Below are 23,492 nucleotides of genomic sequence, written 5' to 3'. Positions count from 1 at the left end.
CATCGAGCAGCACAATCTGGCCTGTACCTCGGAAGCTTTCATGACGATCGCCAACGATCCGCTCAGTGATGCTTCAAGGCGGAGTCCCGCCTTTGCCACCTCCACGGAGGATGCAGAACAGGCCCGGCAAGAACCCTGGCCGTCCACCGCCTAGTTCCCTGCGGCCGTCGCCGCATGGTTACTGTTTAGTTATAACTCGCCCCTAGAATCACAAACCTCGCCCGGTTCTGCCTCGCGCCCTGCAAAGCAACCGGTTCGTCTCATTTCGTGCATGGCCTGGGGTATGTCTGCCCAGGGTCCTGCCCCCATGAAGGCATCTCATGACCCTGTCCAACATCCTGGAAGCCATCATCCTAGGCGTGGTCGAAGGTCTGACCGAATTCATTCCCGTCTCGTCGACCGGCCACCTGCTCCTGGCCTCTCATTTCCTCGGCTTCGAGTCGGACGGCTCCTTCGAGATCCTGATCCAGTTCGGCGCCATCCTGGCCTTGCTGGCGGTCTATGCGGAAAAGTTGTGGCGCATCGCCATTGCGGTCCCCACAGACAAGCAGGCGCGCCATTTCGTCATCGGCGTCCTCGTCGCCTTCCTGCCGGCCGTGGTCGCCGGCGTGCTGCTCGAGCACACGATGAAGGAATATCTCTTCCGCATACCGGTGGTCTGCTACGCCCTGATCGCGGGCGGCCTGGTGCTGCTGGCCATCGATGAATTCAAGATCGAGAAGCGCTATACCAATTGCTATGTGCTGCCGCTGACGGCCTATCTGAAGATCGGCATCATCCAGTGCCTGTCGATGATCCCGGGCGTCTCGCGCTCCGGCTCCACCATCGTGGGCGGCATGCTCGTTGGGCTCGACAAGCGCTCGGCCGCCGAATTCTCCTTCTTCCTGGCCATGCCGACCATGCTGGGTGCCTTCGTCTACGAGTTCGCCAAGTCCTACAAGACGATGAGCTTCGAGAATTTGGGGCTGACGGCAATCGGCTTCGTCACTGCCTTCATCTCCGGCCTTTTCGTGGTGAAATCGCTGCTCGACTTCGTCTCCAAGCGAGGCTTCGCCCTCTTCGGCTGGTGGCGCATCGTGGTCGGCGCGATCGGATTGGCGGCCTATTACACCGTGGGCTAAGCCCTCGCCCGACATGCAAAGGGCCGATCGCGTGGACCGGCCTTTTGCATGTCTCCTCGTTGAGGGCGGCTCAGGCCACCATGTTCTCGAACTGGCCGGCCTTGCGGAAGCGCCACAGATAGCCCGGCACAACGGCTTCCGCGGTGGCAGGCTGGATGCCGAGGCCTTCCAGTGTGCGGCCCTCGGCCTTGGCCTGTGGCGAGACCAGATTGTCGTGGCGCAGCAGGGCCACCTGGTCGCGCGTCAGCGGCGGATTGGGCAGAAGGCCGGTGAACGTAGCCTGCATATTGGCAAGGGCGAAGGGCAACGGCACCAGGAGGCGGTTGCGGTTGGTGGTCTTCAGCACGAATTCGAAGATCTGGCGCAGGCTCATCACTTCCTGGCCGCCGAGTTCATAGGTCGTGGCGGGCTTCAGTGCGCCCTCGGCGCCGCGCGCCAGCACCTCGGCGACATCGCCGACGAAGACCGGCTGGAACTTGGTCCCTCCGCCGCCGATCAGCGGCAGCACCGGCGAGATGCGGGCAAGGGCAGCGAATTTGTTGAAGAAATCGTCATCCGGCCCAAAGATCACAGAAGGGCGCAGGATGATGGCATCCTCGAAGGCGGTGCGGGCCGCATCCTCCCCCTTGATCTTGCTGGCGGCATATTGGGACGTGGAGGCCTCGTGCAGGCCCAGCGCGGAGATATGCACGAAACGCTGCACGCCGGCAGCCTTTGCTGCGCGGCCGATGGCGCCGGGCCCGAAGGCCTGCACGGCATCGAACGTGTTGAGGCCGCGACTGTGCATCACGCCGACGAGGTTGACGACCGCCTCGGCCCCCTCCACCGCGGCGGCGATCGAGTCGGGATAGCGCAGATTGGTCTGCACGCCGTGGATCTGGCCTACAGCTCCCGCCGTCATCAGATATTGCGCGAGATCCGGCCGGCGCACCGCCACCCGCACGCGGAAGCCGCGCTTGGCGAGCGAACGCACGAGATTGCGGCCGACAAAACCCGATCCCCCGAAAACCGTGACCAAGCGATCGCTGACTGGCGCCATTTCCTAGAAACCTTTCAAAGATAATCCTGCCAGATTTCCTTAGCGCGGCAGGGTGGGGCTGTATAGAGGCGGAATCGCCCCGATTCTGCGCTATCCGCCGATCAAGGCTTCCGGCAGAATATCGCAAGCGCAAGACAGGAATACGATGTCCACCACCGTCATGCCCCATGATGGCCTCGGCCTGGATACGCTGAGGCTGGAAACGCTGATCAGGCTACGCTGGATGGCGATCGCCGGCCAGCTCGTCGCCGTGCTCGGCGTGCATTACGGGCTGGGCTTCCCGGTGCCCCTGGAGGCGTGCCTGCCCTTGATCGGGCTGAGCATGCTGGTGAATATCGTGCTCAGGCTGCGCTATCCTCCCACCGAGCGCGTGGATCCGGCTCGTGCCGCGCTGCTGCTCGGTTTCGATATCGTGCAACTCGCAGCCCTGCTCTTCCTCACCGGCGGCCTGGAGAACCCCTTCGCCTTCCTGTTCCTGGCACCGGTGATGATCTCGGCGACCTCTCTGCCGCCCCTCATGACGCTCGCTCTCGGCCTGCTCGCCATCGGCTGCGCCACGGCATTGACGGCCTGGCACTTGCCCCTGCCCTGGTTCGCCGGCCAGGAGCTCGGCATGCCCATGCTCTATGTCGTCGGCATGTGGTTCTCGGTGCTGCTTGGGCTCTCCTTCATCGGCGTCTACGCCTGGCGGGTGGCGGAGGAGGCGCGGCTCCTCTCCAATGCGCTTGCCGCCACCGAACTGGTGCTGGCGCGCGAGCAGCATCTCTCCCAGCTCGACGGCCTTGCCGCCGCTGCAGCCCATGAGCTCGGCACGCCGCTCGCCACCATCGCACTGGTGGCCAAGGAACTTGAGGTCGCCGCGCCGAAGGAGGGCGAATTCTTCGACGATATCCGCCTCCTGCGCAGCCAGGTCGATCGTTGCCGGGAGATCCTGGGCAAGCTCGCCTCGCTCGGCAACGACGACGAGGCTCCCTTCGCGCGCATGCCACTGCCGCTGATGATCGAGGAGATCGCGGCGCCCCACCGGGATTTCGGCATCGCCATTTCGGCACGCTTCGAGGGACCGGAGGAGGAAGCGCCGGCCGCCATGCGCAATGCCGGCATGCTCTATGGCCTCGGCAATATCGTCGAGAATGCCGTCGATTTCGCCAAATCGCGCGTGACCATCGTGGCGGCGTGGGACGCCAGGATCGTGACGCTGACGGTGAGCGACGACGGTCCCGGCTTTCCGCCCGAGATCATCGGACGTCTCGGCGATCCCTATATCACGAGGCGCCGTACCCGTGCGCCGGGCCAGCCCGGCGGTGGGCTCGGCCTCGGCTTCTTCATCGCCAAGACGCTGCTGGAGCGCTCCGGCGCGTCGATCGCTCTCGCCAATCGCCCCCCGCCGGAAAGCGGCGCCATCGTCCGGCTGGAATGGCCGCGAGAAACGTTTGAGCGGTGACGCAGCACGCTGTGATGGCCCGTTACGGCCTCGAGACTTTCCTGAAAAGGAGATGGGGTTTTCAATCGCCTTGCACGGGAATAAACGCTAGAAGGCGGTCAACGATGAATCTGCTTCATTTTGCCGCTATAGTTGTGCTGTGGCCATGTGCCGCGTTTGATGAGTAAGCTCGATGGTTGCGCCAGACTTTCCCGATCGTTCACTTCTGCTCGTCGATGACGACAAGGCATTCCTGCAGCGACTGGGCCGGGCCATGGAGGCTCGCGGCTACACTGTGACCACGGTCGATACGGTTGCCGAGGGCCTTGCGCAGGTCGAGGGATCGCCGCCCGCCTTTGCCGTGATCGACATGAAGCTCTCCGACGGGTCCGGCCTCGACGTGATCTCGCGCCTCAAGGTCAAGCGCCCGGATGCGCGCGGCATCGTCCTCACCGGCTACGGCAATATCGCCACCGCCGTCACCGCCGTGAAGCTCGGCGCCTTCGACTATATGGCCAAGCCCGCCGATGCGGACGACATCCATGCCGCGCTGATGGCCGATCCCAGCCACAAGCCGGAACTGCCCGAGAACCCGATGTCGGCCGACCGCGTGCGCTGGGAACATATCCAGCGCGTCTACGAGCTCTGCGGCCGCAACGTCTCGGAGACAGCGCGCCGGCTCGCCATGCATCGGCGCACCCTGCAGCGGATCTTGGCGAAGCGGGCGCCGCGCTGATCCGGGGGCACTTCAAGTCTTCCCTTTACCCCACATGGGGTTGAAGGTATCCACACCCGCAAAATCCTTGTCATTGTCGGTGACGACAACACAGCCATTGGCTGCCCCGACTGCTGCGATGATGGTGTCGAGAGCACTGCGTGGCCTGCCTCTCGACGTGCCATCCGCCATCAACTGAGCCCAGAGCAAGGCCGCTTTTTCGTCAAAGGGCAATACTCGGCCGACGAAGAGGGCAGCAGGCCCCTCCGGACCGGAGAACCATGCCTCCAGTTGGCCGCGCTTGCGACCCGCCGGCTTCTCCAATATGCCACGCCAAATCTCGGCAATCGTGAAGGTCGCGATGTAGAGATCCTCGTCGGCCTGCGCTGCCATCCATGCCAGCAGCGCTTCCGAAGGAACTGGTTTGATGACATTGCTGAGAATGTTGGTGTCGAGCAAATAGCGGGTCACAGATCGACCTTCCGGCCGGTCTCGCGCGATCGCGTCAGATCAAGATTGGCCTCGACAAGGGGAGAACGACGCAAGGCCGCCAGAATGCCCCCCGTTCTCGGCGTTTCCTTTGCGATGCTTCGGCTGATCGTGGCCCGCAGGCGGGCTGCATCCGATCCATCTTCGGCAAGGCGCCTGGCCAGCGAACGAATGAGATCGCGATCAGCATCAAGACCCAACACCTCGAAGCGCGCAATACCACGCTTGCTGAGGCGCTCCCTGTAGTTCTTCATAGCGCGGGTGTGTGACGGAGTGCCCATGATCAGGCCTTAGACGTTGTACCCTGTGATATAGCCGGATATATTGAATCTTTCAAGACACGCCTATCAAGGCGTGCCCGAGAGAACCACTTGCGGGGTCCAGTCGCGCTCTCCGGACCACCGCGTCCTCAAACCGAAGCGAGCTGCCTTCGGCGCCAGATGCAACGTTTCCTCCAAACCTTCTTGCTTCCCCCCTCGCCTTTGGGCTAGCCCTTGGCCAACCAAGGGGAGAGCACATGAAAACGCGCGCAGCCGTGGCATGGAAGGCGGGAGCACCGCTGACGATCGAAACCATCGAACTGGGAGGCCCGAAGGCGGGCGAGGTCCTGGTCGAGATCATGGCGACGGGTGTGTGCCACACCGACGCCTACACGCTGTCGGGCGCGGATCCGGAAGGCCTGTTCCCCGCGATCCTCGGCCATGAAGGCGCTGGCGTCGTGCGCGAAGTGGGCGCCGGCGTCACCAGCCTGAAGCCGGGCGATCACGTTATTCCGCTCTACACGCCCGAATGCCGCCAGTGCAAAACCTGCCTGTCGCGCCGCTCGAACCTGTGCACCGCCATCCGCGCCACCCAGGGCAAGGGCGTGATGCCTGACGGCACCAGCCGCTTCGCCTGCGACGGCGGCGAGGTCTTCCACTACATGGGCTGCTCGACCTTTTCGAACTTCACGGTGCTGCCGGAGATCGCTCTTGCCAAGGTGCGCGAGGACGCCCCCTTCGACAAGATCTGCTATATCGGCTGCGGCGTCACCACCGGCATCGGCGCGGTGATCAACACCGCCAAGGTCTGGCCCGGCGCCAATGTCGTGGTGTTCGGTCTCGGCGGCATCGGCCTCAACGTCATCCAGGGCGCCCGCATGGTCGGCGCCGACAAGATCATCGGCGTCGATCTCAATCCGGCCAAGGTCGAAATGGCCAGGAAGTTCGGCATGACCGACTTCATCAATCCGGCCGAAGTCGGTTCCGACAAGGTGGTGCAGGCCATCGTCGACCTCACCGGCGGCGGCGCCGATTTCTCCTTCGAATGCATCGGCCTGCCGGTGACCATGCGCCAGGCCCTGGAATGCTGCCATCGCGGCTGGGGCGAATCGATCATCATCGGCGTCGCCGCATCGGGGCAGGAAATCTCCACCCGCCCGTTCCAGCTCGTCACCGGGCGCGTATGGAAGGGCACCGCCTTCGGCGGCGCGCGCGGCCGCACCGACGTGCCGAAGATCGTCGACTGGTACATGGACGGCAAGATCAATATCGACGACCTCATCACCCACACCATGCCGCTCGATGAGATCAACACGGCCTTCGACCTTATGCATGAAGGCAAGTCGATCCGTTCGGTGGTAACGTTCTGAGCGCTTTCCGGCCCCGCATTACGAAATTGTAACGCTGCGGCATTTCAACCCTGAGATGCCGCAGTTTTTCCTTACCATCTTCATCTAACTTTACAATCGCCCCCTCGCTGCGAAATCTCCTGTCGCTAGACTCCGTCATCATGCAGTTTGCATCTGCATCTTCCGAATGGAGAAAGACATGAGTGAAGGCGTAAACACCCCGGTTTCGGCCCGTCGCTGGCCGCGTATCCTGCTGCTCGGCAGCACCATGGCCGCCGGTATCGTCATCGGCGCCGCAGGCCTCGCCGGCGCGGCGATGGTGGGCGATCACATGGGCTGGCGCCAACATGGCCCCCGCCTCGAGCATATCCAGAACTTCGTGCGGATGTCGCTCGACTCGGTGGCGGCGACTTCGGACCAGGAAGCCAAGGTGCACGACATCATCGCCTCGGCCTTTACCGACCTGACGCCCAAGCCCGAGGACCGCATGGCCATGCGCAAGCAGGCAATCGACATCCTCAAGGCGCCCACCGTCGACAAGGCGGCGCTTGAAAAGCTGCGTACCAACTTCGTCGCTGACGCCGATGCCCGCTCGAAGCGCTTCCTTGACGCGGTGACCCAGATCGCCGACGTGCTGACCCCCGACCAGCGCGCCAAGCTCGCCGAGCGCGCCGAAGCCTGGGCCGATCGTGGCCCGATGATGGACGGCGAACACCACCGCCATGGCGGGCGGCGCGACGGCTGGAATGGGCCCGGTGACGATGGCCCGGGCGGCCCGCAGGACCAGGGCGGCCGCGAGGACGGCCAAAAGCCTGACAACAACTGATGTCCCCGACAACAATTGATGCTCCCCGGTCGTTCAGCATAAAATGGCGGCCACCCCTGGTGCCTGGCGACAGGCGCCTTGGGTGGCCAAGCAGATTCATGACATACACAGAACAGGCGGCTCGCGTGGAACGGATACTGATCATCGACGACGACGCGCGACTATCCGCCATGCTGAGCGAATATCTCTCAGCCGCCGGTTTCGACGTCGACCGCAGGCAGTCCGGCATGGATGGCCTCACGGCCCTCGAGCGCGAAACCTATGACGCCGTGGTGCTCGATATCATGCTGCCAGACTTCGACGGCTTCGAGGTCTGCCGACGCCTGCGCATGCGCTCCAACATCCCGGTGGTTATGCTCACCGCCCGCGGCGACGACACCGACCGCATCGTGGGCCTCGAAATCGGCGCCGACGACTATCTGCCCAAGCCTTTCAATCCGCGCGAATTGCTGGCGCGCATCCGGGCCGTGCTGCGCCGGCGCTCCACGCCGACCGAGCGCGAGGACCATGCGCTACGCTTCGGACGCCTTGCCATCGACCGCGGCTCGCGCAGCGTGCGCATCGACGGCGAGGACCGCCCGCTCACCAGCCACCAGTTCGACATCCTGCTGGCGCTGGCCGACAATGCCGGCCGCGTGCTCAATCGCGAAAGACTGATGGACCTGGTCAAGGGCGAGGAACTCGACGCCTTCGACCGCTCCGTCGACGTGCACATCTCCCGCATCCGCGCCGCCATCGAGGACGACGCCAAGCATCCGCGCCGCATCCTCACCGTGCGCGGGGCCGGCTATGTCTTCGCCAAGCGCCAGGATGCGGACTGACGAAACAGGCCCTGACATGCTGACCTTCTTCCGCAAGCGGCTGTTCTGGCAGGTCTACCTGACCCTGCTCGCCTGCCTCATCATGCTGGCGCTGCTGGTCGGCACGCTCTGGCGCCTGACCGGCTCCGATCCCGGAGAGCGCTGGGGCGCCTTCCGCATCCGCCTCACCGACGAACTGATCCAGGCCGACGAGCAATCGCCCGATCAGCTGACCAGCGAGATCAAGAGGCTGAGCGACGACATGGGAGCTGGCATCTCGATCTACAGCAAGGATCGCGTTCTGGTTGCTTCGCGGGGCATCCCCATCGCCCTGCCGGCCGGCGAAGACGATGCGCCGCAGCGCTGGCTCGATCACATCATCCGCGTGGACCTGCCCGACGGCCGCACCGTGCTCGCCCGCCTGCCGCGGCCGCCGGAACCGGGCCTGCGCATCCTCATGGTCGTTCTGCTGGGCGCTGGCGGCATCGGCATCGCGGCCTGGCCGGCCACAGCACGCCTGACGCGCCGCCTGGAAGTCCTGCGCACCGGCGTCGAAAGCTGGGGCAGCGGCACGTTGAGCCGCCGCGTCGCCGAGCAGGGCAGCGACGAGGTCGCCATGGTCGCGCGCAGCTTCAATGGCGCGGCGAGCCGGATCGAGGTGCTGGTCAATTCGCAGAAAGCCCTGCTGGCCAATGCCAGCCATGAACTGCGCTCGCCCCTGGCCCGGCTGCGCATGGCAATCGAGATCTGGACGGACACGCCAACCAACACGGCCCGGGAGGAAATCACACGCGACCTCAGGGAAATCGATCAGCTCGTCGAGGAGATCCTGCTGGCCAGCCGTCTCGATTATGCCGGCAACACGCCGCTTCTCGGCACCCAGGTCGACCTTCTCGGCCTCGCCGCAGAGGAAGCCGCGCGCACAGGCGCCAATGCCGACGGCAGGTCGGTCGAGATCTACGGCGATGCCACGCTCTTGCGCCGGCTGATGCGCAATCTTCTGGAGAATGCCAGCAAGCATGGCCGCCCGCCGGTGGAGATCACCATCAGCCAGAGCGAGGGCAAGGCCCATATCGAGGTTGCCGACCGCGGTCCCGGCGTTGCCGAGGCCGAGCGGGCGCATCTGTTCGAGCCCTTCTACCGGCCGGCTGGCCGCAGCGAGATGTCGGGCGGCTGGGGGCTGGGCCTGGCGCTGGTGCGCCAGATCGCCGGTCGCCATCGCGGCTCGGTGCGCTGCGAATCGCGTGAGGGCGGCGGCAGCCTTTTCGTGGTGGACCTGCCGCTGGTGCGAGCGTGAGATGCTAGCAGCGAGTGTCGATCACCGATCGACAATCTTGGAAGCGATATCTCTGCCGACAAGAAAGATGTCGATCGGTGATCGACACTCCAATCTAACTCCTTCTCTACGCCTGCACCGGGATTGCCAGGCGCCGCGACAGGAAAGCAGCGGCGGTCAGCGCGCCTTCCGGCGAGATGGTGTGATCGACAGCCGCCTCGACATGGCTTTCCACCTCGACGCCGTGGCGTTGTAGCGTGGAGGCCGCGAGCAGGGTCTCGGCAGCCGGGATCACCCTGTCGGCCGCGCCATGGATGAGCAGGGCGGCGCTGCCCGGCGGGGGCGCCAGCGGTTCGGCCGTGGCGAGCCGGCCGGCGAAGGCGACCACTGCGCGCACCGGCCAACGGCCCGATGCAAGCGCATCGAGCGCCATGATGGCGCCCTGCGAGAAGCCGACCAGCGCGACCTGGCCGAGCTTGTCCGCAAAGCCCCGCTGCTCGATCAGGGCGTTGAGGGTAACGTCGAAGGCGGGGCGCGATGCCCGGATGCGCTCGGCCCGGTTGGCCTCCGTCACGCCGGCGATGCTGAACCACTGATAGCCGCTGCCGCCGTCGAAGGCGAAGGGCGCATCCGGCGCCACGATGGCGCTGCCCGGCAGCATTTCCAGCCAGATATCCCCGAGATGGGCAAGGTCCTCGCCATTGCTGCCGACGCCATGCAGGAGGATGATCAGGCTGGGCTGGATGCTCATGCCGTTTGGGCCTCCAAGAGCAAAATGCGTTCAGGTCAAGACCTTCATTTGGTCTAACTCACCGGAAATAGGAGCATTTTGCGATGCTTGATGATTCGATTCGAAAGTAAAACGCTCTATCGAAACGGGCGCCAGCCCCGGCAGGTCGGGGCCGACGGGAACAATGCCATTGGGATTGAGCGCCCTTATCGAATAATAGCCGCGCTTGATGTGGTCGATATTGACGGTGTCGCGCACGCCCGGCACCGCCAACATAGCAGACAGGAAGGCCGAGAGCCTGGGATAATCCACAATGCGGCGCAGATTGCACTTGAACAAGCCGTGATAGGCCGCGTCGAAGCGCACCAGGGTCACAAACAGGCGGATGTCCGTCTCCGTCACCCCGCTGCCGAACATCAGCGGTCCACCCGTGGCAAGATGGGCCTCGAGCGCATCCAGCATGCCGAAGACATCGTTGAAAGCTTCCTCATAGGCGCCCTGCGTGCTGGCGAAACCGGCGCGGTAGACGCCATTGTTGAGGGTGGGATAGATGCGTTCGCTCCATGCATCGATGCGGGAACGCAGATCCTGCGGATAAAGATCCACGTCATGGCGCGCGAGCGTGCCGAAGCCGGCATTCAGCATGCGCAGGATGTCGGCGGACTCGTTGTTGACGATCGTGCCGCTCTCCTTGTCCCACAGCACCGGCACGGTGGCGCGGCCGGTATAGACGGGATCGGCCCTGGTATAGATCTCGTGCACATAGGTGGCGCCGTTCACGCTGTCGGTGGAGGCGCCGGGATAGGAGCCGAACCGCCAGCCCTGCTCGGTCAGGGCCGGCTCGACCACATCGATGGAGATGGCATCCTCCAGCCCCTTGAGCTTGCGGCCGATCAAGGTGCGCGAGGCCCAGGGGCAGGTGAGCGCCACGTAGAGGTGGTAGCGCCCGGCCTCGGCCTTGAAGCCTGCCCTGCCCGTGGGTCCGGCGCTGCCGTCCGGCGTGACCCAGTTGCGGAAGCTGGAGACCTGGCGCTGGAAGGCGCCTCGCTTGTCGGAGGCCTGGATGGGCTGCCAGGCGCTTTCCCATTTGCCGTTGACGAGCATGAACAAGCCCCTTCTGACGATCACGCTCCTCAGGTGGCGATGCCGGCCGTCGTTATCAACGCGCGGCCGGGCCAGTCGGCGTTGGCCTTAGCGCAAGGGCGCCGTCGCCGAGAAGGGCCAGCGTCAGCAGGCCGACGATCCAGAAGGCGATATACTCCCAGCCGCCATTGGGATTGGTGAACCATAAGCCGGCCGGGCCATGCACGGTGGCGATGGCGCCCGCCAGGATCGGCACCAGGGCGAGGGCGGCAAGACGCGGCCAGATGCCGAGGATGAGCGCTACCGCGCCGATCACCTCCCAGGCCATGATGACATAGGCCAACGCCGGCGGCAGGCCGAGGGACGCGAAGAACTGGGCGGTGCCGGCAGGCGTGAAGACCACGATCTTCAGCCAGGCATGGGCCAGGAACAGGAGGCCGAGGGTGATGCGCAGGAGCAGCGCGGCATAGGGGGCGGTGCGGGTGTCAAACATGGTGTTCTCGTGCGTGAGAGGGTGGAAGCTGAGGCCGTTGTACTTCTTCCGACGAGAGGCATTAAGGAGGGCGGGGGCGATAGATTTATTCCGAGATGGAAGGGATGGCCGTATGAGTGGAATGCGGACGAGGACGTCCGCGGTCCCAGCCACAGCGCCCTTCCGTGAGGCACCGCGGCTCGGGCGAGGTACCGGGTGCGCGGACATTCCGAACGTCAGCGTCCGTCCAGGAGACGCCGTGACTGGGACCGCGGACGTCCTCGTCCGCTCTTTCCTTTGGGCTGGGAGAGCGCTTTTCCTTTCCAGCCCCGCGCCCCTACCGCCTCCAGCCCCGGTCCCAGGCCGGTTCGCCGCGATAGCGTTCGGCCAGGAAGTCCACCAGCACGCGGACCTTGAGGGCAAGGTGCCGCCCGGGCGGATACATCGCGTAGACGGCGAGGCGGCGGTCGGTGAAATCCTCCAGCAGCGGCTTGAGGCGGCCGGCCTGCAGGGCGGTGCCGGCGAGGAAGCTCGGGCCGTGCATGATGCCGAGCCCCGCCTCCGCCGCCGTCAGGCAGGCCTCGCCATTGGAGAACTGCAGCCTGCCGCTGACGGGCACGCTCAGCGCGGCGCCGTCGCGGTCGGTGAAGCGCCAGGTGTGGGGATCGCGGAAATTGCTGTCGAGGAGGCAGTCATGCCCGGTGAGATCGGCGGGATGGCGAGGCTCGCCCCGCGCCGCGAGATAGGAGGGCGCGGCCGCCACCGCCAGGCGGATATCGCAGAGCTTGCGGGCGATCAGGCTCGAATCGGCCGGGATGCCGACACGGATCGCAAGGTCGAAGCCTTCGTCCACCAGGCTGACGATGCGGTCGGTGAAGCTGACATCGAGCTGGATGTCGGGATAGGCCAAAGCGAAATCGGCGAGCGCGGGAGTGAGATGCATGGTGCCGAAGCTGAGCGGCACGGTGAGCCTGATGCGCCCGGCCGCGAGGCCCGAAGCGCTGCGGACGGCGGCATCGAGCGCGTCGATATCCTCCAGCAGCGCCTTGATGCGCTCGTAATAGGCCCGGCCGATCTCGGTGGACGAGAGCGCGCGCGTGGTACGCTTGAGAAGCTGCACGCCAAGCTCCGCCTCGAGCCGCGAAACGAGCTTGGAAGCCTGCCCGGAACTGGTGCCGAGCCGCTCGGCCGCCCTGGAGAAACTGCCGGTATCGAGCACCGCCACGAACATCCGGTCACATTCGAGCCGCTCCATGCATTGCTTCCGGTTCGGAGGGAATGGGAGGGGAAGGTAGCAGAAATGGGGTGTGCGCGGAAGGAATGGGGCTGGGAGTTTTGAGGAAGGAGGTGCAGGGAGCCCCCCTACACCGGCGCGACCTCGAGCTCCTGCCCTTCCAGCACCTGTTCCACATCCACGCCCACCCACAGCCCCACGAAGGCCGAAGGCGTGCCGACGAAGGAGCCGCTGATGGGCAAGGCCTGGTGGGGTTCGCGCACCACGGCGATGCGGATCAGCCGGTCGGAGGCGACAAGGCCGTTGGTGGGGTCGAATTCGATCCAGCCCGTATCAGGCAGGTAGACGTCGGCCCAGGCATGGCTGGCGCCGGCGCCCTGCATGGCGGGCGCGCCGTTCTCCGGAATCGGATCGAACAGATAGCCGGAGACGAAGCGCGCGCCGAAACCGAGCAGGCGGGCGCAGGCGATGAATAGCGCCGCGAAGTCGCGGCAGGCGCCGCTGCGGTTGCGGAAGGTCACCGCCGGATCCTGCGTCGACTGTTCGAAGCGCGTCTCATAGGCGAAGCTGCCGTGGATCTCCTGGCACAGGCCCGTGAGCAGGTCCATCGCCCCGCCCGGATAGCGCCTGGGCAGGCCTGCGATCCACACGCGCAGATCGTCCGGATAGGTCTCGGCGGAGGTCAGCATGGTGGCGCCGAGATCCATGGCCTCGTCCGCCGAATAGACGATCGGGAACGGCGCTTCCCGGCCCGAGAGGAAGTGCGTGGGCACGGCCGAAGGGAAGCGGTCGATCTCCAGCCGGCTCTCGATTTCCAATTCGTCGGCCTCGCCGGAGAAGTGGCCGGTGCAGACCTCGTTGCCGAACACATCGTAGGTCCAGGCATAGTCGGCCGGCAGCGAGGTCGTCAGCGTGGCCGAAATGAGCCGCATCTCGTGGCTGTCGCGCGGGCGCAGCATCATGCGATGCGGGCCGAAGCTGACCTGCTCGGCATAGCGGTAGGTCGTGCGATGGGTGATGATCAGGCGCTTCAATGAACTTAACTCCACGATCCCAAAGCCTCGTTGTCGGGTTTCCCACGACAACGGCGAAGGCAGGATCTTGTTTCATGTGCAAACCGGATAGCCGCCATGCGCGACATATGCCGTTACGTCATGTACCATCAGGCGCAAGGAGCCGCCAGCCGTTTTGCCATCCGGCCATGGGTGTGGTCATTCCGGCGCTCCGGCCGGAATGACCACACCCATGGTTACGGCCCCGTAAGGTGGACGCCGCGATAAAATAGGCTATGACCGGAGCAAAATTGCGTTGGCCGCGTTGCAGGCGAGTCGGCCTCGCGCCGCATGCTTGTACGGGACTAAGGAGTAGATATGGCAGGGCCGCCAGGCATCAAGGCACGTGCAAGAGGTTTTGCCGAGGTGTTCGACCGCTCCATCGGCGATGCCCTGACCCCGCTGAGCGTGGTGATCGAAAAGGTGCTGAGCCCCGTGCGCGCCGTGATCGAGGGCCGCGAGACCCTGATGTTCGGCACCAACTCCTATCTCGGCCTCAATTTCGATCCCGCCTGCATCGCCGCGGCCGAGGCCGCGATGGAGAGTTTCGGCACCGGCTCCACCGCCTCGCGCGTCGCCAGCGGCAACCAGGCCCTGCATGTCGGGCTCGAACGCCAGATCGCTGAGCTCTACGGCCGACGCGACGCGATCATCTTTTCCACCGGCTTCATGGCCAATCTCGGCGCCATCGGCGGCCTTATACGCGAGGGCGACGCCGCCGTGCTCGACGCCCATTGCCACGCCTCGATCTTCGACGCCTGCAAGCTCTCTGGCGCGAAGATCCTCACCTTCCGGCACAATGACGCCGCCGATCTCGCCCGCATCCTTGCCGAGTGTGGCATCGCGCCGAGCCGCACGCTGGTGGTGGTGGAAGGCCTCTACAGCGTGCTCGGGGACCTCGCTGATCTCGGCACCGTCAGCGCGGTGACGGCGCAACTCGGCGCCGTGCTGCTGGTGGACGAAGCCCATTCCCTCGGCCTTTACGGTGCCAGGGGCCGGGGCGTCGCCGAAGCGCAGGGCGTGGAGGACAAGGTCGACATCATCGTCGGCACCTTTTCCAAGAGCGTCGGCGTGGTCGGCGGCTATTGCGTCACAGACGATCCCGCCTTCCGGGCGCTGCGCTTTGCCGCGCGCAGCTATCTCTACACCGCCTCCCTGCCCCCGCCCGTGGTGGCGGCGGCGAGCCAGGCCCTGACGATCATCCGCGACGACAGGGACAGGCGCCGCGCCGTCTTCCGCAACGCCGAGACCTTCCATCGCGGCCTCACGGCCCTCGGCCTGCCCCCGCTGGCGCCGCCCGGCCCGGTGGGCGCGGTACGCATGCCCGGCATCAAGCCCGGTCTCGACACCTGGACGGCCCTGCTTCGCGCCGGGCTCTACGTCAACATGCTGATCCCGCCGGCGACGCCGAATGGAGAGGTGGTGCTGCGCTATTCGGTGTCGGCGGCGCACAGTTCGCGCGATGTCGATGCGGCGCTCGACATCATCGCGGCGACCGGAAGGCAGACGGGTGTGCTGCGGCCGGCGGCGTGAGGCACAGTGGGGATGCCTTCCTTTCGCTAATCCGTGTATCGTTGCCGAATAGTTTCAGCATGTCTTGAACCTGGCTCCATTCGGGTGTGGCCGAACCGGCATACGCTCGCGCTCGGGGCACATCACGACGGAGGCTTCACCATGGAGGCGAGTTTCACCGTTTTCGTCGAAGGAGACGCAGCTGCCAGTCCAGCTTTCGACACTGAGCTTGCCGAAGCGACGGCGGCGGAGGTCGAGCGCGAGGATGCCGGGCTGAGCATTCCGGAAACCGCGGCTGCGGTCTGGGCCTTCGTCGTCACGCACAAAGAGGAAATCAAGACCGCGCTGGAAATGTTGCCGGTGGTCAGCAAGATGGTGTCCGGCCTCATCGGGCTGGCGGCCCACCGAAATGTGAGCATGACCCTGGTCGAGGGCGGGCGGGAGATCAAGATCGAGGCGGCCAACCGCGCCGATCTCGAAGCCGCGGTTACGGCCGTTCTGCAGGCCAGGCCGGCCGCCCCGACAGGGTGACAGCCGTGACCAGCCCCGATCCATCAGAGCTATTGCCGCTGCTGCAGCGGGCCGTGAACGCCATCCGGCACGCCGCCGCACTGCAAGGCGATGGCGGGCCGCAGGAGATCGCGGCGCAGGAGGCCGTGCATGCGGCATCGCGGGCGTTGATCGACCACCTCGTCGCGATTGGTGCCGGACACGACGACCTGCAGGAGCCCGTGACGTGGGATTGCAACGCGCTTTGCATGCTCGCAGGACTGTACGCCGCGGCCGGACGACGGGGTGATGCCGCGGCGGCGCTTCAGGAAGCGGAGGCAACGGCCACGGCCCATGGTGACCTCACACGCCAGCTCCTGGTAGCGATCGACATCGCCGACGCGGCACTCGCTGGCGGCGCCTTCAGCCGGGCATTGGCGACCTTGCTCGCGCAGCGCGAGCGGCTGCCGGCGACCCTGGACCCGGAATTGCAGATCAATCCCCATATCAAGCTCGGCGAGGCCCTCGCGCAAACCTTCAACTGGCTCGGCGACACCGTCCGGGCCGAAGCCGAAATCGTGCGCACCGAAACGCAGCTCCGCGCCCTGCAGGCGCGCCAGGACATCGATGCCGGGCGGATGCTCGCCTTCTTTCGCAGCAGTGCCGGTATTCAGCTCCATTATCAGCGGGCGATGACGCTGCTGGATGGCGAACGCTTCGCCGAGGCGGCGGCGGCCTTCGATGCGCTGGAACCGACCTATGTCCGGATCAATCCGGCGAGTGCGGCCGCGATGCGGTTCTGTCGCGCGAAGATTGCCGCCGGACTTGGCGACGCCGCGTCCGCCCTCGCGATTCTCGACGCCGTCAGGCCGGATTTCGAGACTGTGCCATGGCTGTCGCAGAAGCTCGGCGTATTTCGCACCTTGCGGGCTCGCATCCTGCTGGATGCCGGGCGTGGCCCGGAAGCGCTGGAGGACGCGGCAGCCGGCGTCGCCCTCCAGAGCGTTGCCGAGGCCAAGGAGACGCTCTGGAGCGCCCATTGGCAGCATGCCCGCGCGCTTGCCGTGGCCCGGCACGATCCTATGCCGTCCTATGATGAGGCGATCTCGTCGCTCGATCGCCTGCGGGTCGGCTCGCTGGGCTACCGGCTGGACAATCTCTACCTTCGCGCCCGGCGGCCCATGGTGGACGAGGCGGTTGCAACAGCGGTGGCGCGAGGTGATGGGCCACGCTGCGTGCGCTACATCGATGCGGTAAAGTCGCGCTTCCTTGCCGCCGCCCTCGCGGCCGGCCCGCCGCCTCCCCCCGATCCGGTGCTGGCCGACCGTCTCGACGACCTGAGCGCGGCGATCGATAGCCAGATTGCCCATCCGGGTGCCCAGGATGATCGCGCCGAAACGCTCATCGCGCAGCGCGCAGCGGTCCTGGAACGCATGCGTCTCGATCGGGGAGAGTTGATGCCGCCGCCGCTGGAGATCGGCGCGTTGCTCGACCGACTGCGGGCGCGCGGCCGGGCGGCGCTCCAGCTTTATCTCGCCCGTGGGCGCGTCACCGCCTTGTTGTTGCATGAGGGTGAATTGCTGCTCGACACGCTCGACCTCGGCGACGGAGCGGGCGGCGCGTTGGCGACCTATGCCGCCAATCTCCGGCTGCCACTGCCGAGCCGGCTCGACTTCGACCCCGCCCGGCTCGGCCTCGATGCCGCTGCGCTGGTGCCATCGGCGTTGCTGGAGCGCGCCTGTGCCGCCGGCAGCCTGCTCGTCTCCCCCCATGGCGCGCTGAACATCCTGCCCTGGGCGGCGCTGCCTTTCGGCGGGCAGCGACTGTTCGAGCGTGTGCCGGTGGCGATCGTGCCCAATATCGCGACGATTCCGGCGCTTTCAGCTCGTTCCCCCGCAGCCGGGCGGGCCGCCCTGTTCGGCGATCCCAAGGATGCGGCTCTCACAGCAGCGGAACGTCCGGCAGTGCTCGGGCCTGGCCTCGAGGAACTGGCGGCATTGTACGGGGCGCATCGCTTGATCGCGCCACCCGTCATCGGGGAAGCAGCGACCCTCGCCGGCTTCCGCGCCCTCGCCAAACTCGCCGCCACGCACGCCGAGGCGGGCGACCGGCCCATGCTTCATCTCGCATGCCATGGCGCGTTCGAGTTCGGGGATCCCGCCGGATCCGGACTGAAGCTCGCCGACCGTCGCCTGACGGCCGCCGAACTCGCCTTGCGGCCTTCGCCCTTTGGCGAGGTGACCATGGCGGCCTGCAGCACCGGCGTGCGGCCGGACAGGATCGGCGACGTCCAGCTTTTCGGCGACGACCTGGTCGGCCTGCCCGCCAGCCTGCTGGAATCCGGCGCAGCCTCGGTTCTGGTCAGCACCACGATCGCCGGCGCACAGGCCAGCCAGGCCTTTTGCACGGCCTATCACGCGCATCGGCTGAGAGGCACGGACGCGGTCGTCGCCTGCGCCTCGGTGCAGCGAGCGCTGCTGGCCGAGGGTCGCCATAAGCTGCGCGACTGGATCGGATTCACGCTCTACGCCGCCTGAGAGCCCCTGCCTTCGGCGCGGCGGCATCCGATCTCTTCCGATTCGAGGCGACAACGTCGACATGCCGATCACACTCGCCACTTCGGCTGACCGCATCAAAGTTGCGCGATGCCGGCGATAGCGATGGTATCAGCTCGCTCCCCACGCTAGCTTTTCCCCGCCGGGCAAACCGGCTGAAAAGAGCCGCGGCCAGGCGGCGGGGGAACGCCATATGGATGCTCGCACACATCTCTCCTCCTTCGCGGAGGCGGCTGAAGCTGCCGTCGACAGCGGGGCCCTCGCCGGCATCGTCGGCACGGTGACCACGCCGCGCGAAACCGTCTTCGAAAGCGCCCATGGCTGGCGCGACCATGGCCGCTCGCTGCCGATGGCGGCAGACAGCGTGCTCGCCCTCGCCTCGATGACCAAGGCCGTGACGGCCGTCGGCGTCCTCCAGCTGGTGGAACGCGGCCTCGTCGGGCTCGACGACCCGCTCGGCGCCATCCTGCCCTTCTTCGCCGCGCCGCAGGTGCTGGACGGTTTCGGGGCGGATGGCATGCCCCTTCTCCGCCCCGCCCGGGGGACGGTGACCCTGCGCCACCTCCTCACGCATTCCTCCGGCCTTGCCAACGAGACCTGGAGCGCCGACCTCGTGCGCTTCAAGGAGAAGACCGGCGCGCCCACGCTCGCCACCCGGACCAATGCCTCGCTCGAGGTCCCGCTGCTGTTCGATCCCGGTGCGCACTGGCAGTACAGCCTCGGCCTCGAATGGACCGGCAAGCTGATCGAGGCGCTGACGGGCCAGACGCTCGGCGCCTACCTCGCCGAACACGTCACCGGCCCGCTCGGCATGGTCGACACCCAGTTCGGCCCGCTGCCGCACCAGCAGGACCGCCTCGCCGGCGTCTTCCAGCGCGAGGACGACGGCACGCTCCATGCGACCGATTTCGCCCTCCTGCCCGGCGAGTTCGAATCCGGCGGCGGCGGCCTTTACGGCACGGCGCAGGATTATCTCGTCTTCCTGCGCATGCTGCTCAACCGCGGCCGCCATGACGGCATCGAGATCCTCCGGCCCGGCACGATCGATCTGATGGAGACCGAGCAGATCCCCGCCATCGCCGTGACACGCATGGCGACGGCCATGCCGCACCGCTCGAACGATTTCGAGCCCTCCGCCGGCCTCGAGGCAGGCTGGAACCTCGGCGGCGTGCTCCTGCGCGAGCCCAGCCCCAATGGCCGCCCGGCCGGCAGCTGGGGCTGGGGCGGGCTGGCGAACTGCTACTTCTGGGTGGACGGGGTTAACGGGCTGGCCGGCATGGTGCTCTCGCAGGTCCTGCCGTTTGGCGATGGCGAGGTGCTGCGGCTGTTCGCGGCGCTGGAGAGAGACGCGTACGGGAAGGGCCCAGCGTGAGGCGCGGGCGAGGGGACGGCCGGACTGGAGATGGTCCCAGGCTCGGCTAGGTTTCTCGGTCCAAGTTGACGCTCGTTCGCAACATCGACTAAGCTCCCCTCGATGGTTCCCCTCCGGGATCAAAAGGGAACACGGTACGGGCTTATGCCCTACGCCGTGGCTGCCCCCGCAACTGTAAGCGACGAGCCGCTTCCACATCGCCACTGGGCTTATCAGCCTGGGAAGGCTGGAGGTCGGCGCCGACCCGCGAGCCAGGAAACCTGCCATCACCGGGACGTCAAAGCAGGACCATCGGGCGGGGTGTCTCGATGCGCGGCCTCCGCGTTGTGGAAGCCATCACCAGCGTTGACAGGAGACGTCGCAAAGGTCGAGCCCTCATGCGGGACACCTTCTATCCCTTAGCGTCCGCGCCTCGCATGAGTCGGGCGCAATCGGCGGGTGCACGCGGACGCGGGCCCTTCACCATTTCTTCCGCACTCTGGCTCGGTGCCGCGCTAATCGCCTTTTTGGCCATCCTCTCCGCACCCTGCCGAGTAGGCGGGGTCGTTACCGAGCCCCGCCCCTCACAGATCCGGACGTGCAGATTTCCCGCATCCGGTTCCTCACAGCCCAGTTTCGCTCAGGGACGGCTCCACTGATGTACGATCCGGGTTGGAGGCAGGGGAAACCGGTCAAGGACCTGCGCCATCCGGTTCCAGTTCGGCTTTCCGGATCGGCTGCGGCGCGAGAGCCCGCTTTTCCAGATGCGCTCGACCTGATGGTGATACCACCTCAGACGCCGTCCGTTGCCCGTGATCCCGTAGTAGGCGTAGTGGCCTTGCATCATCCGGGTCAGGTGTCGGTGCTGAACCGTGAGCGACAGGTGCAGGTGCTTGATGCACCACTCCCTGGCTGCCCGTAAGGCCCGCGCAAACCGGTCCTTGGCCGTGACCTGCCGCACCACCGGCTTCCCCTTCCTCGACTGGCCCCAGACATGGGTGAAGCCAAGAAAGTTGAAACTGGTGGCACTCGTTGCCGGATGCCGCCCATAAGGGCGCCGGAAACGGAAGTCCACATAGCGCGTCTTGTCGGGATGGAGCCGAAGCCCATACCGCTCGAAGCGCTTGCCCAGCACGGCCAGCATGCGCCGACCGTCCAGGTGATCCTCGAAGCTCATGACGAAGTCGTCAGCGTACCGCACCATCTGGCACCTCCGCTTTAGGCGAGGCTTTGCCACCTCCTCGAACCACCTGTCCAGCACATGGTGCAGGAAGATGTTCGCAAGAAGTGGACTGATCACCCCGCCTTGTGGAGTTCCAGCTACCGATCGGCTCAGGGTGCCTTGGTCCAGCACCCCCGCGTTCAACCACTTGTCAATCATGCGTCTGATGACGCCGTCTCTGATCCTCAGGTCGAGGAAGCTGCGCAGATGCCCGTGATCGATGCTGTCGAAATACTTCGAGATATCCGCGTCGATCACCCATCGCTGACCGGTGTCCATGATGCCATCGCGCAATGTGCGGATGGCGTCATGCGCCGACCGTTCCGGCCGGAACCCGAACGAGCAGTCCAGAAAGTCCTCCTCGTAGATCGGTTCCAGCAGCATCACGATTGCCCGTTGCGCCACCTTATCCTCGACGGTCGGGATGCCCAGAGGTCGCCGGGACCCATCGGCCTTGGGGATGTAGTGGCGCCGCACCGGGGGTGCGCGGTAGCTGCCCGACATCATCCGGATCCGGAGGCTTTCAAGATTCGCCCCGAGATCCTTCTCATAGTCGTCAGCCGTGCGACCGTCGATGCCCGCCGCGCCATCCTTGCGCGTCAGAGCCCACGCCTCGAACATCCAGTCGAGATCAATCAGATGGTGCAAGGATGTGAACACCCGCTCCGGGTGCTCCCTCGCCTGTTCGGCTATCCACTGCCGTTTCGTGTACACGTTTGTAGGGCTCAGGGTCCCCTCCGATGTTTCCTGTCAGTGGTTCTGGTTCCGTGACACCCCCCTTTCCTCCTTCGGGTCCCGCCGGACACGGTTCCCCGCGCTCATTGGTACTATGAGGGTGCTACGACTTCCCGCTCACGCTTACCCATCGGCTTATTGCTTCGCCTTCCGGGTCCATGCGGCCCTGCATATTTGTGTCCGCCAAGGCGCTCCCTCCGACATGCAGGACTGTCGTAGGGCCGGGAGTCTTTTATGTCAGCCGGCACCCCGTTTCCGGCATTGCCTCCTTGGGCGTGAGTGGGATCTCTCAGGTTCCCCGGCGATCCATCCCATGACTTTGCGGTGGCCCAAGACCCCGGACGACCCCGCCTGCCTCGCCAATACCGGCAAGTCGGGTGCTGCCCCCGGTCCCAACACTCCGAAGGCGTCGTCACGAACCATGATATCGGGGCTTACCCCGCCGCTTCATCATCCGCTGTCTACGCTTCACGAATGACGTTGCCGCCATCCATGCAAGACTCGCTTCCGGCTGGCGGGCTGCGCCTTTGCCGGACGGGCGTTGAACCCGCTGGATCGCTGCGAACGGTTTCTGTTCGGCTCTCACCTCCTTTCGTATTCATCCCCCGTTCCGGGGCTTGCCTGACGCAAGTTGGGCGCATGGTCGCACCACGCCTGTCGATCCGACAGCGGATGGGGTTTCCATACCCAATCTTTCCCACGGCCAAATGAGGGTCATCGCCAATAACCTTGATGCGATACTCGACGTTGCCGACCAGGAATTTGCGCCTGACCCCACCACCCAGAAGCTTCAGTCCTTTATCAGCCTGCAATACTTCTTCTGCTTCCGAAGCTGGATGCCGGGCAGCATCACCGACGAGAACAGTCCGTTCAACGAGTGCAGCCATGCCTATCTGGCGGGAGCACAGGCGCTGCTGATGCATTTGAAGGCACTGCCCCGCCGTCGCCCGGCCGTTGAGGCGCTGTCCTCGAAAATCGAACTCGAAATGCTCAGCAACAATACCTCGCTCGTCCTATGCCGTTACAGCGACGAACCGTTCAACTCCGCCGAGGTGTTGATGCCGCATTGGGCCGACATACCCTCTCATCCGCCCACGATGTTAGCCATTGGAAGTTTCGTGACACTGCTCTTTGCTGGTGGTTGGGCGTTGACTCGGCGCGCCAGACCGAAAAGCGAGGGGCAGTTAATGGCCTCGGGATGAACTCGCTTTTACCCGCCAAGAATGTTGCTTGCCTTTTGCGAGAGTAGAGTGCGAACTCACCGGTGATGACCCGATTGGCTTCCCTTGTGGCACGACAGTTCGTCGTCGTGTGCCTGATGCTCTCCTTGGCGCTTTCCGGCGCTGGGCGTGTCGTCATGGCCGTGCAAGCCCAGTCGGACATGACGACCGTCGTCATCGCCGGATATACCGTCCAAGTCTGCGTAACCGACGACGATACCGAGAAGGGCACCGGCAGCGGCCACCAGCAAACGTGCGACCAGTGCCCGCTATGCGCGCCAACGCTTCTTCCCGACCCACCAGCCATCGCACGAGCGGCGGCTGTCGTACGCCTTGCAAGTCTCGCCCCACTCCCGGTCAAGGCGCCTGATATTGCCGGCACTCGCTCGCCCCGCCAGTCACAGGGGCCACCGGTCGCGTGACCTGAGCACGCGTATCGTTTCCCAATAATTGTCCCGCCAGTTCCGAGGCGCCACCCGGCGTCCGCTTGGCAATGGGCATACTCAGGAGCAATCCCATGTCTTTCTCGTATGGGGCAG

General features: G+C 65.5%; 22 protein-coding genes and 1 riboswitch. Of the genes, 13 read left to right on the top strand and 9 right to left on the bottom strand.

All coding sequences use genetic code 11. The annotated features are described in order from the left end of the window. Positions 1–320: 320 nt before the first annotated feature. Positions 321–1,121: an undecaprenyl-diphosphate phosphatase gene (locus ACMDCR_RS05690; protein ID WP_413991588.1), complete on the top strand. Its 801-nt coding sequence runs from the start codon at positions 321–323 to the stop codon at positions 1,119–1,121. Between the two features lie 70 nt (positions 1,122–1,191). Here the strand turns inward: ACMDCR_RS05690 and ACMDCR_RS05685 are convergent, their stop codons facing one another. Then, the gene (locus ACMDCR_RS05685; RefSeq protein ID WP_413991587.1) at positions 1,192–2,160 is read right to left on the bottom strand and encodes a complex I NDUFA9 subunit family protein; all 969 of its coding nucleotides are present in this window, start codon (positions 2,158–2,160) and stop codon (positions 1,192–1,194) included. A gap of 145 nt (positions 2,161–2,305) precedes the next feature. On the opposite strand from ACMDCR_RS05685, the gene ACMDCR_RS05680 reads away from it, so the two are divergent. Together ACMDCR_RS05680 and ACMDCR_RS05675 are read left to right on the top strand one after the other, a co-directional pair. Next, positions 2,306–3,604, top strand: a complete 1,299-nt coding sequence (locus ACMDCR_RS05680; protein WP_413991586.1) for an ActS/PrrB/RegB family redox-sensitive histidine kinase — start codon at positions 2,306–2,308, stop codon at positions 3,602–3,604. A 172-nt stretch (positions 3,605–3,776) separates the two neighbouring features. Next, positions 3,777–4,319 (top strand): ActR/PrrA/RegA family redox response regulator transcription factor, encoded by a 543-nt coding sequence (locus tag ACMDCR_RS05675; protein ID WP_413991585.1) that lies wholly within the window; start codon positions 3,777–3,779, stop codon positions 4,317–4,319. Positions 4,320–4,331: 12 nt separating this feature from the next. On the opposite strand, the gene ACMDCR_RS05670 is transcribed toward ACMDCR_RS05675, so the two are convergent. Both ACMDCR_RS05670 and ACMDCR_RS05665 read right to left on the bottom strand, forming a co-directional pair. Then, positions 4,332–4,769, bottom strand: a complete 438-nt coding sequence (locus ACMDCR_RS05670) for a PIN domain-containing protein (protein WP_413991584.1) — start codon at positions 4,767–4,769, stop codon at positions 4,332–4,334. Continuing rightward, the gene (locus tag ACMDCR_RS05665; RefSeq protein WP_413991583.1) at positions 4,766–5,068 is read right to left on the bottom strand and encodes a hypothetical protein; all 303 of its coding nucleotides are present in this window, start codon (positions 5,066–5,068) and stop codon (positions 4,766–4,768) included. The genes ACMDCR_RS05670 and ACMDCR_RS05665 overlap by 4 nt, the downstream gene beginning before the upstream one ends. A gap of 236 nt (positions 5,069–5,304) precedes the next feature. Here ACMDCR_RS05665 and ACMDCR_RS05660 point away from each other — a divergent pair, with 236 nt between their 5' ends. The 4 genes from ACMDCR_RS05660 (at position 5,305) to ACMDCR_RS05645 (ending at position 9,319) form a co-directional block, all read left to right on the top strand. Continuing rightward, complete coding sequence (locus ACMDCR_RS05660; protein WP_413991582.1) at positions 5,305–6,417, top strand: S-(hydroxymethyl)glutathione dehydrogenase/class III alcohol dehydrogenase; 1,113 nt, start codon at positions 5,305–5,307, stop codon at positions 6,415–6,417. Positions 6,418–6,595: 178 nt separating this feature from the next. Beyond that, on the top strand, positions 6,596–7,222 hold the full coding sequence (locus ACMDCR_RS05655; protein ID WP_413991581.1) for a Spy/CpxP family protein refolding chaperone: 627 nt from the start codon (positions 6,596–6,598) through the stop codon (positions 7,220–7,222). Between the two features lie 98 nt (positions 7,223–7,320). Next, positions 7,321–8,043, top strand: coding sequence for a response regulator (locus ACMDCR_RS05650; protein ID WP_413991580.1), 723 nt, complete (start codon positions 7,321–7,323; stop codon positions 8,041–8,043). A 16-nt stretch (positions 8,044–8,059) separates the two neighbouring features. Further along, positions 8,060–9,319, top strand: coding sequence for a sensor histidine kinase (locus ACMDCR_RS05645; protein WP_413991579.1), 1,260 nt, complete (start codon positions 8,060–8,062; stop codon positions 9,317–9,319). Between the two features lie 106 nt (positions 9,320–9,425). Here the strand turns inward: ACMDCR_RS05645 and ACMDCR_RS05640 are convergent, their stop codons facing one another. From ACMDCR_RS05640 to ACMDCR_RS05620, 5 genes are all read right to left on the bottom strand, one after another. Then, entirely contained in the window at positions 9,426–10,049 is a 624-nt protein-coding gene (locus ACMDCR_RS05640) for an alpha/beta hydrolase (protein ID WP_413991578.1), read from the bottom strand. Positions 10,050–10,079: 30 nt separating this feature from the next. Continuing rightward, positions 10,080–11,132: a glutathione S-transferase family protein gene (locus tag ACMDCR_RS05635; RefSeq protein WP_413991577.1), complete on the bottom strand. Its 1,053-nt coding sequence runs from the start codon at positions 11,130–11,132 to the stop codon at positions 10,080–10,082. Positions 11,133–11,187: 55 nt separating this feature from the next. Beyond that, positions 11,188–11,604: a DoxX family protein gene (locus ACMDCR_RS05630; protein WP_413991576.1), complete on the bottom strand. Its 417-nt coding sequence runs from the start codon at positions 11,602–11,604 to the stop codon at positions 11,188–11,190. A 316-nt stretch (positions 11,605–11,920) separates the two neighbouring features. After that, a complete protein-coding gene (locus ACMDCR_RS05625) occupies positions 11,921–12,838 on the bottom strand; it encodes a LysR substrate-binding domain-containing protein (protein WP_413991575.1) in 918 nt (305 codons plus the stop codon). 107 nt (positions 12,839–12,945) lie between these two features. Then, a complete protein-coding gene (locus tag ACMDCR_RS05620) occupies positions 12,946–13,851 on the bottom strand; it encodes a transglutaminase family protein (RefSeq protein WP_413991574.1) in 906 nt (301 codons plus the stop codon). Between the two features lie 336 nt (positions 13,852–14,187). On the opposite strand from ACMDCR_RS05620, the gene ACMDCR_RS05615 reads away from it, so the two are divergent. The 4 genes from ACMDCR_RS05615 (at position 14,188) to ACMDCR_RS05600 (ending at position 19,797) form a co-directional block, all read left to right on the top strand. Further along, positions 14,188–15,402, top strand: coding sequence for an aminotransferase class I/II-fold pyridoxal phosphate-dependent enzyme (locus ACMDCR_RS05615; protein WP_413991573.1), 1,215 nt, complete (start codon positions 14,188–14,190; stop codon positions 15,400–15,402). Positions 15,403–15,543: 141 nt separating this feature from the next. Beyond that, positions 15,544–15,912 (top strand): hypothetical protein, encoded by a 369-nt coding sequence (locus tag ACMDCR_RS05610; protein ID WP_413991572.1) that lies wholly within the window; start codon positions 15,544–15,546, stop codon positions 15,910–15,912. A 5-nt stretch (positions 15,913–15,917) separates the two neighbouring features. Next, positions 15,918–18,407 carry a CHAT domain-containing protein gene (locus tag ACMDCR_RS05605; protein ID WP_413991571.1) on the top strand — a complete coding sequence of 830 codons (2,490 nt, stop codon included), beginning with the start codon at positions 15,918–15,920 and terminating at the stop codon, positions 18,405–18,407. Between the two features lie 211 nt (positions 18,408–18,618). Further along, positions 18,619–19,797, top strand: a complete 1,179-nt coding sequence (locus tag ACMDCR_RS05600; RefSeq protein ID WP_413991570.1) for a serine hydrolase domain-containing protein — start codon at positions 18,619–18,621, stop codon at positions 19,795–19,797. 86 nt (positions 19,798–19,883) lie between these two features. Next, positions 19,884–20,080, top strand: a riboswitch (cobalamin riboswitch). Between the two features lie 336 nt (positions 20,081–20,416). On the opposite strand, the gene ltrA is transcribed toward ACMDCR_RS05600, so the two are convergent. After that, on the bottom strand, positions 20,417–21,646 hold the full coding sequence (gene ltrA, locus ACMDCR_RS05595) for a group II intron reverse transcriptase/maturase (RefSeq protein ID WP_413990674.1): 1,230 nt from the start codon (positions 21,644–21,646) through the stop codon (positions 20,417–20,419). A 794-nt stretch (positions 21,647–22,440) separates the two neighbouring features. Between ltrA and ACMDCR_RS05590 the strand changes: the two genes are divergently transcribed. Both ACMDCR_RS05590 and ACMDCR_RS05585 read left to right on the top strand, forming a co-directional pair. After that, positions 22,441–22,935 carry a hypothetical protein gene (locus ACMDCR_RS05590; RefSeq protein WP_413991569.1) on the top strand — a complete coding sequence of 165 codons (495 nt, stop codon included), beginning with the start codon at positions 22,441–22,443 and terminating at the stop codon, positions 22,933–22,935. A gap of 74 nt (positions 22,936–23,009) precedes the next feature. Beyond that, entirely contained in the window at positions 23,010–23,375 is a 366-nt protein-coding gene (locus tag ACMDCR_RS05585) for a hypothetical protein (protein ID WP_413991568.1), read from the top strand. The last annotated feature ends 117 nt before the right edge of the window (positions 23,376–23,492 follow it).

Origin of the sequence: Labrys okinawensis, from assembly GCF_047345005.1 — a bacterium.
GTDB classification, from domain to species: domain Bacteria; phylum Pseudomonadota; class Alphaproteobacteria; order Rhizobiales; family Labraceae; genus Labrys; species Labrys okinawensis.
The sequence above is the reverse complement of the archived record's forward strand: the minus strand, read 5'-3'. Positions and strand labels throughout refer to the sequence as shown.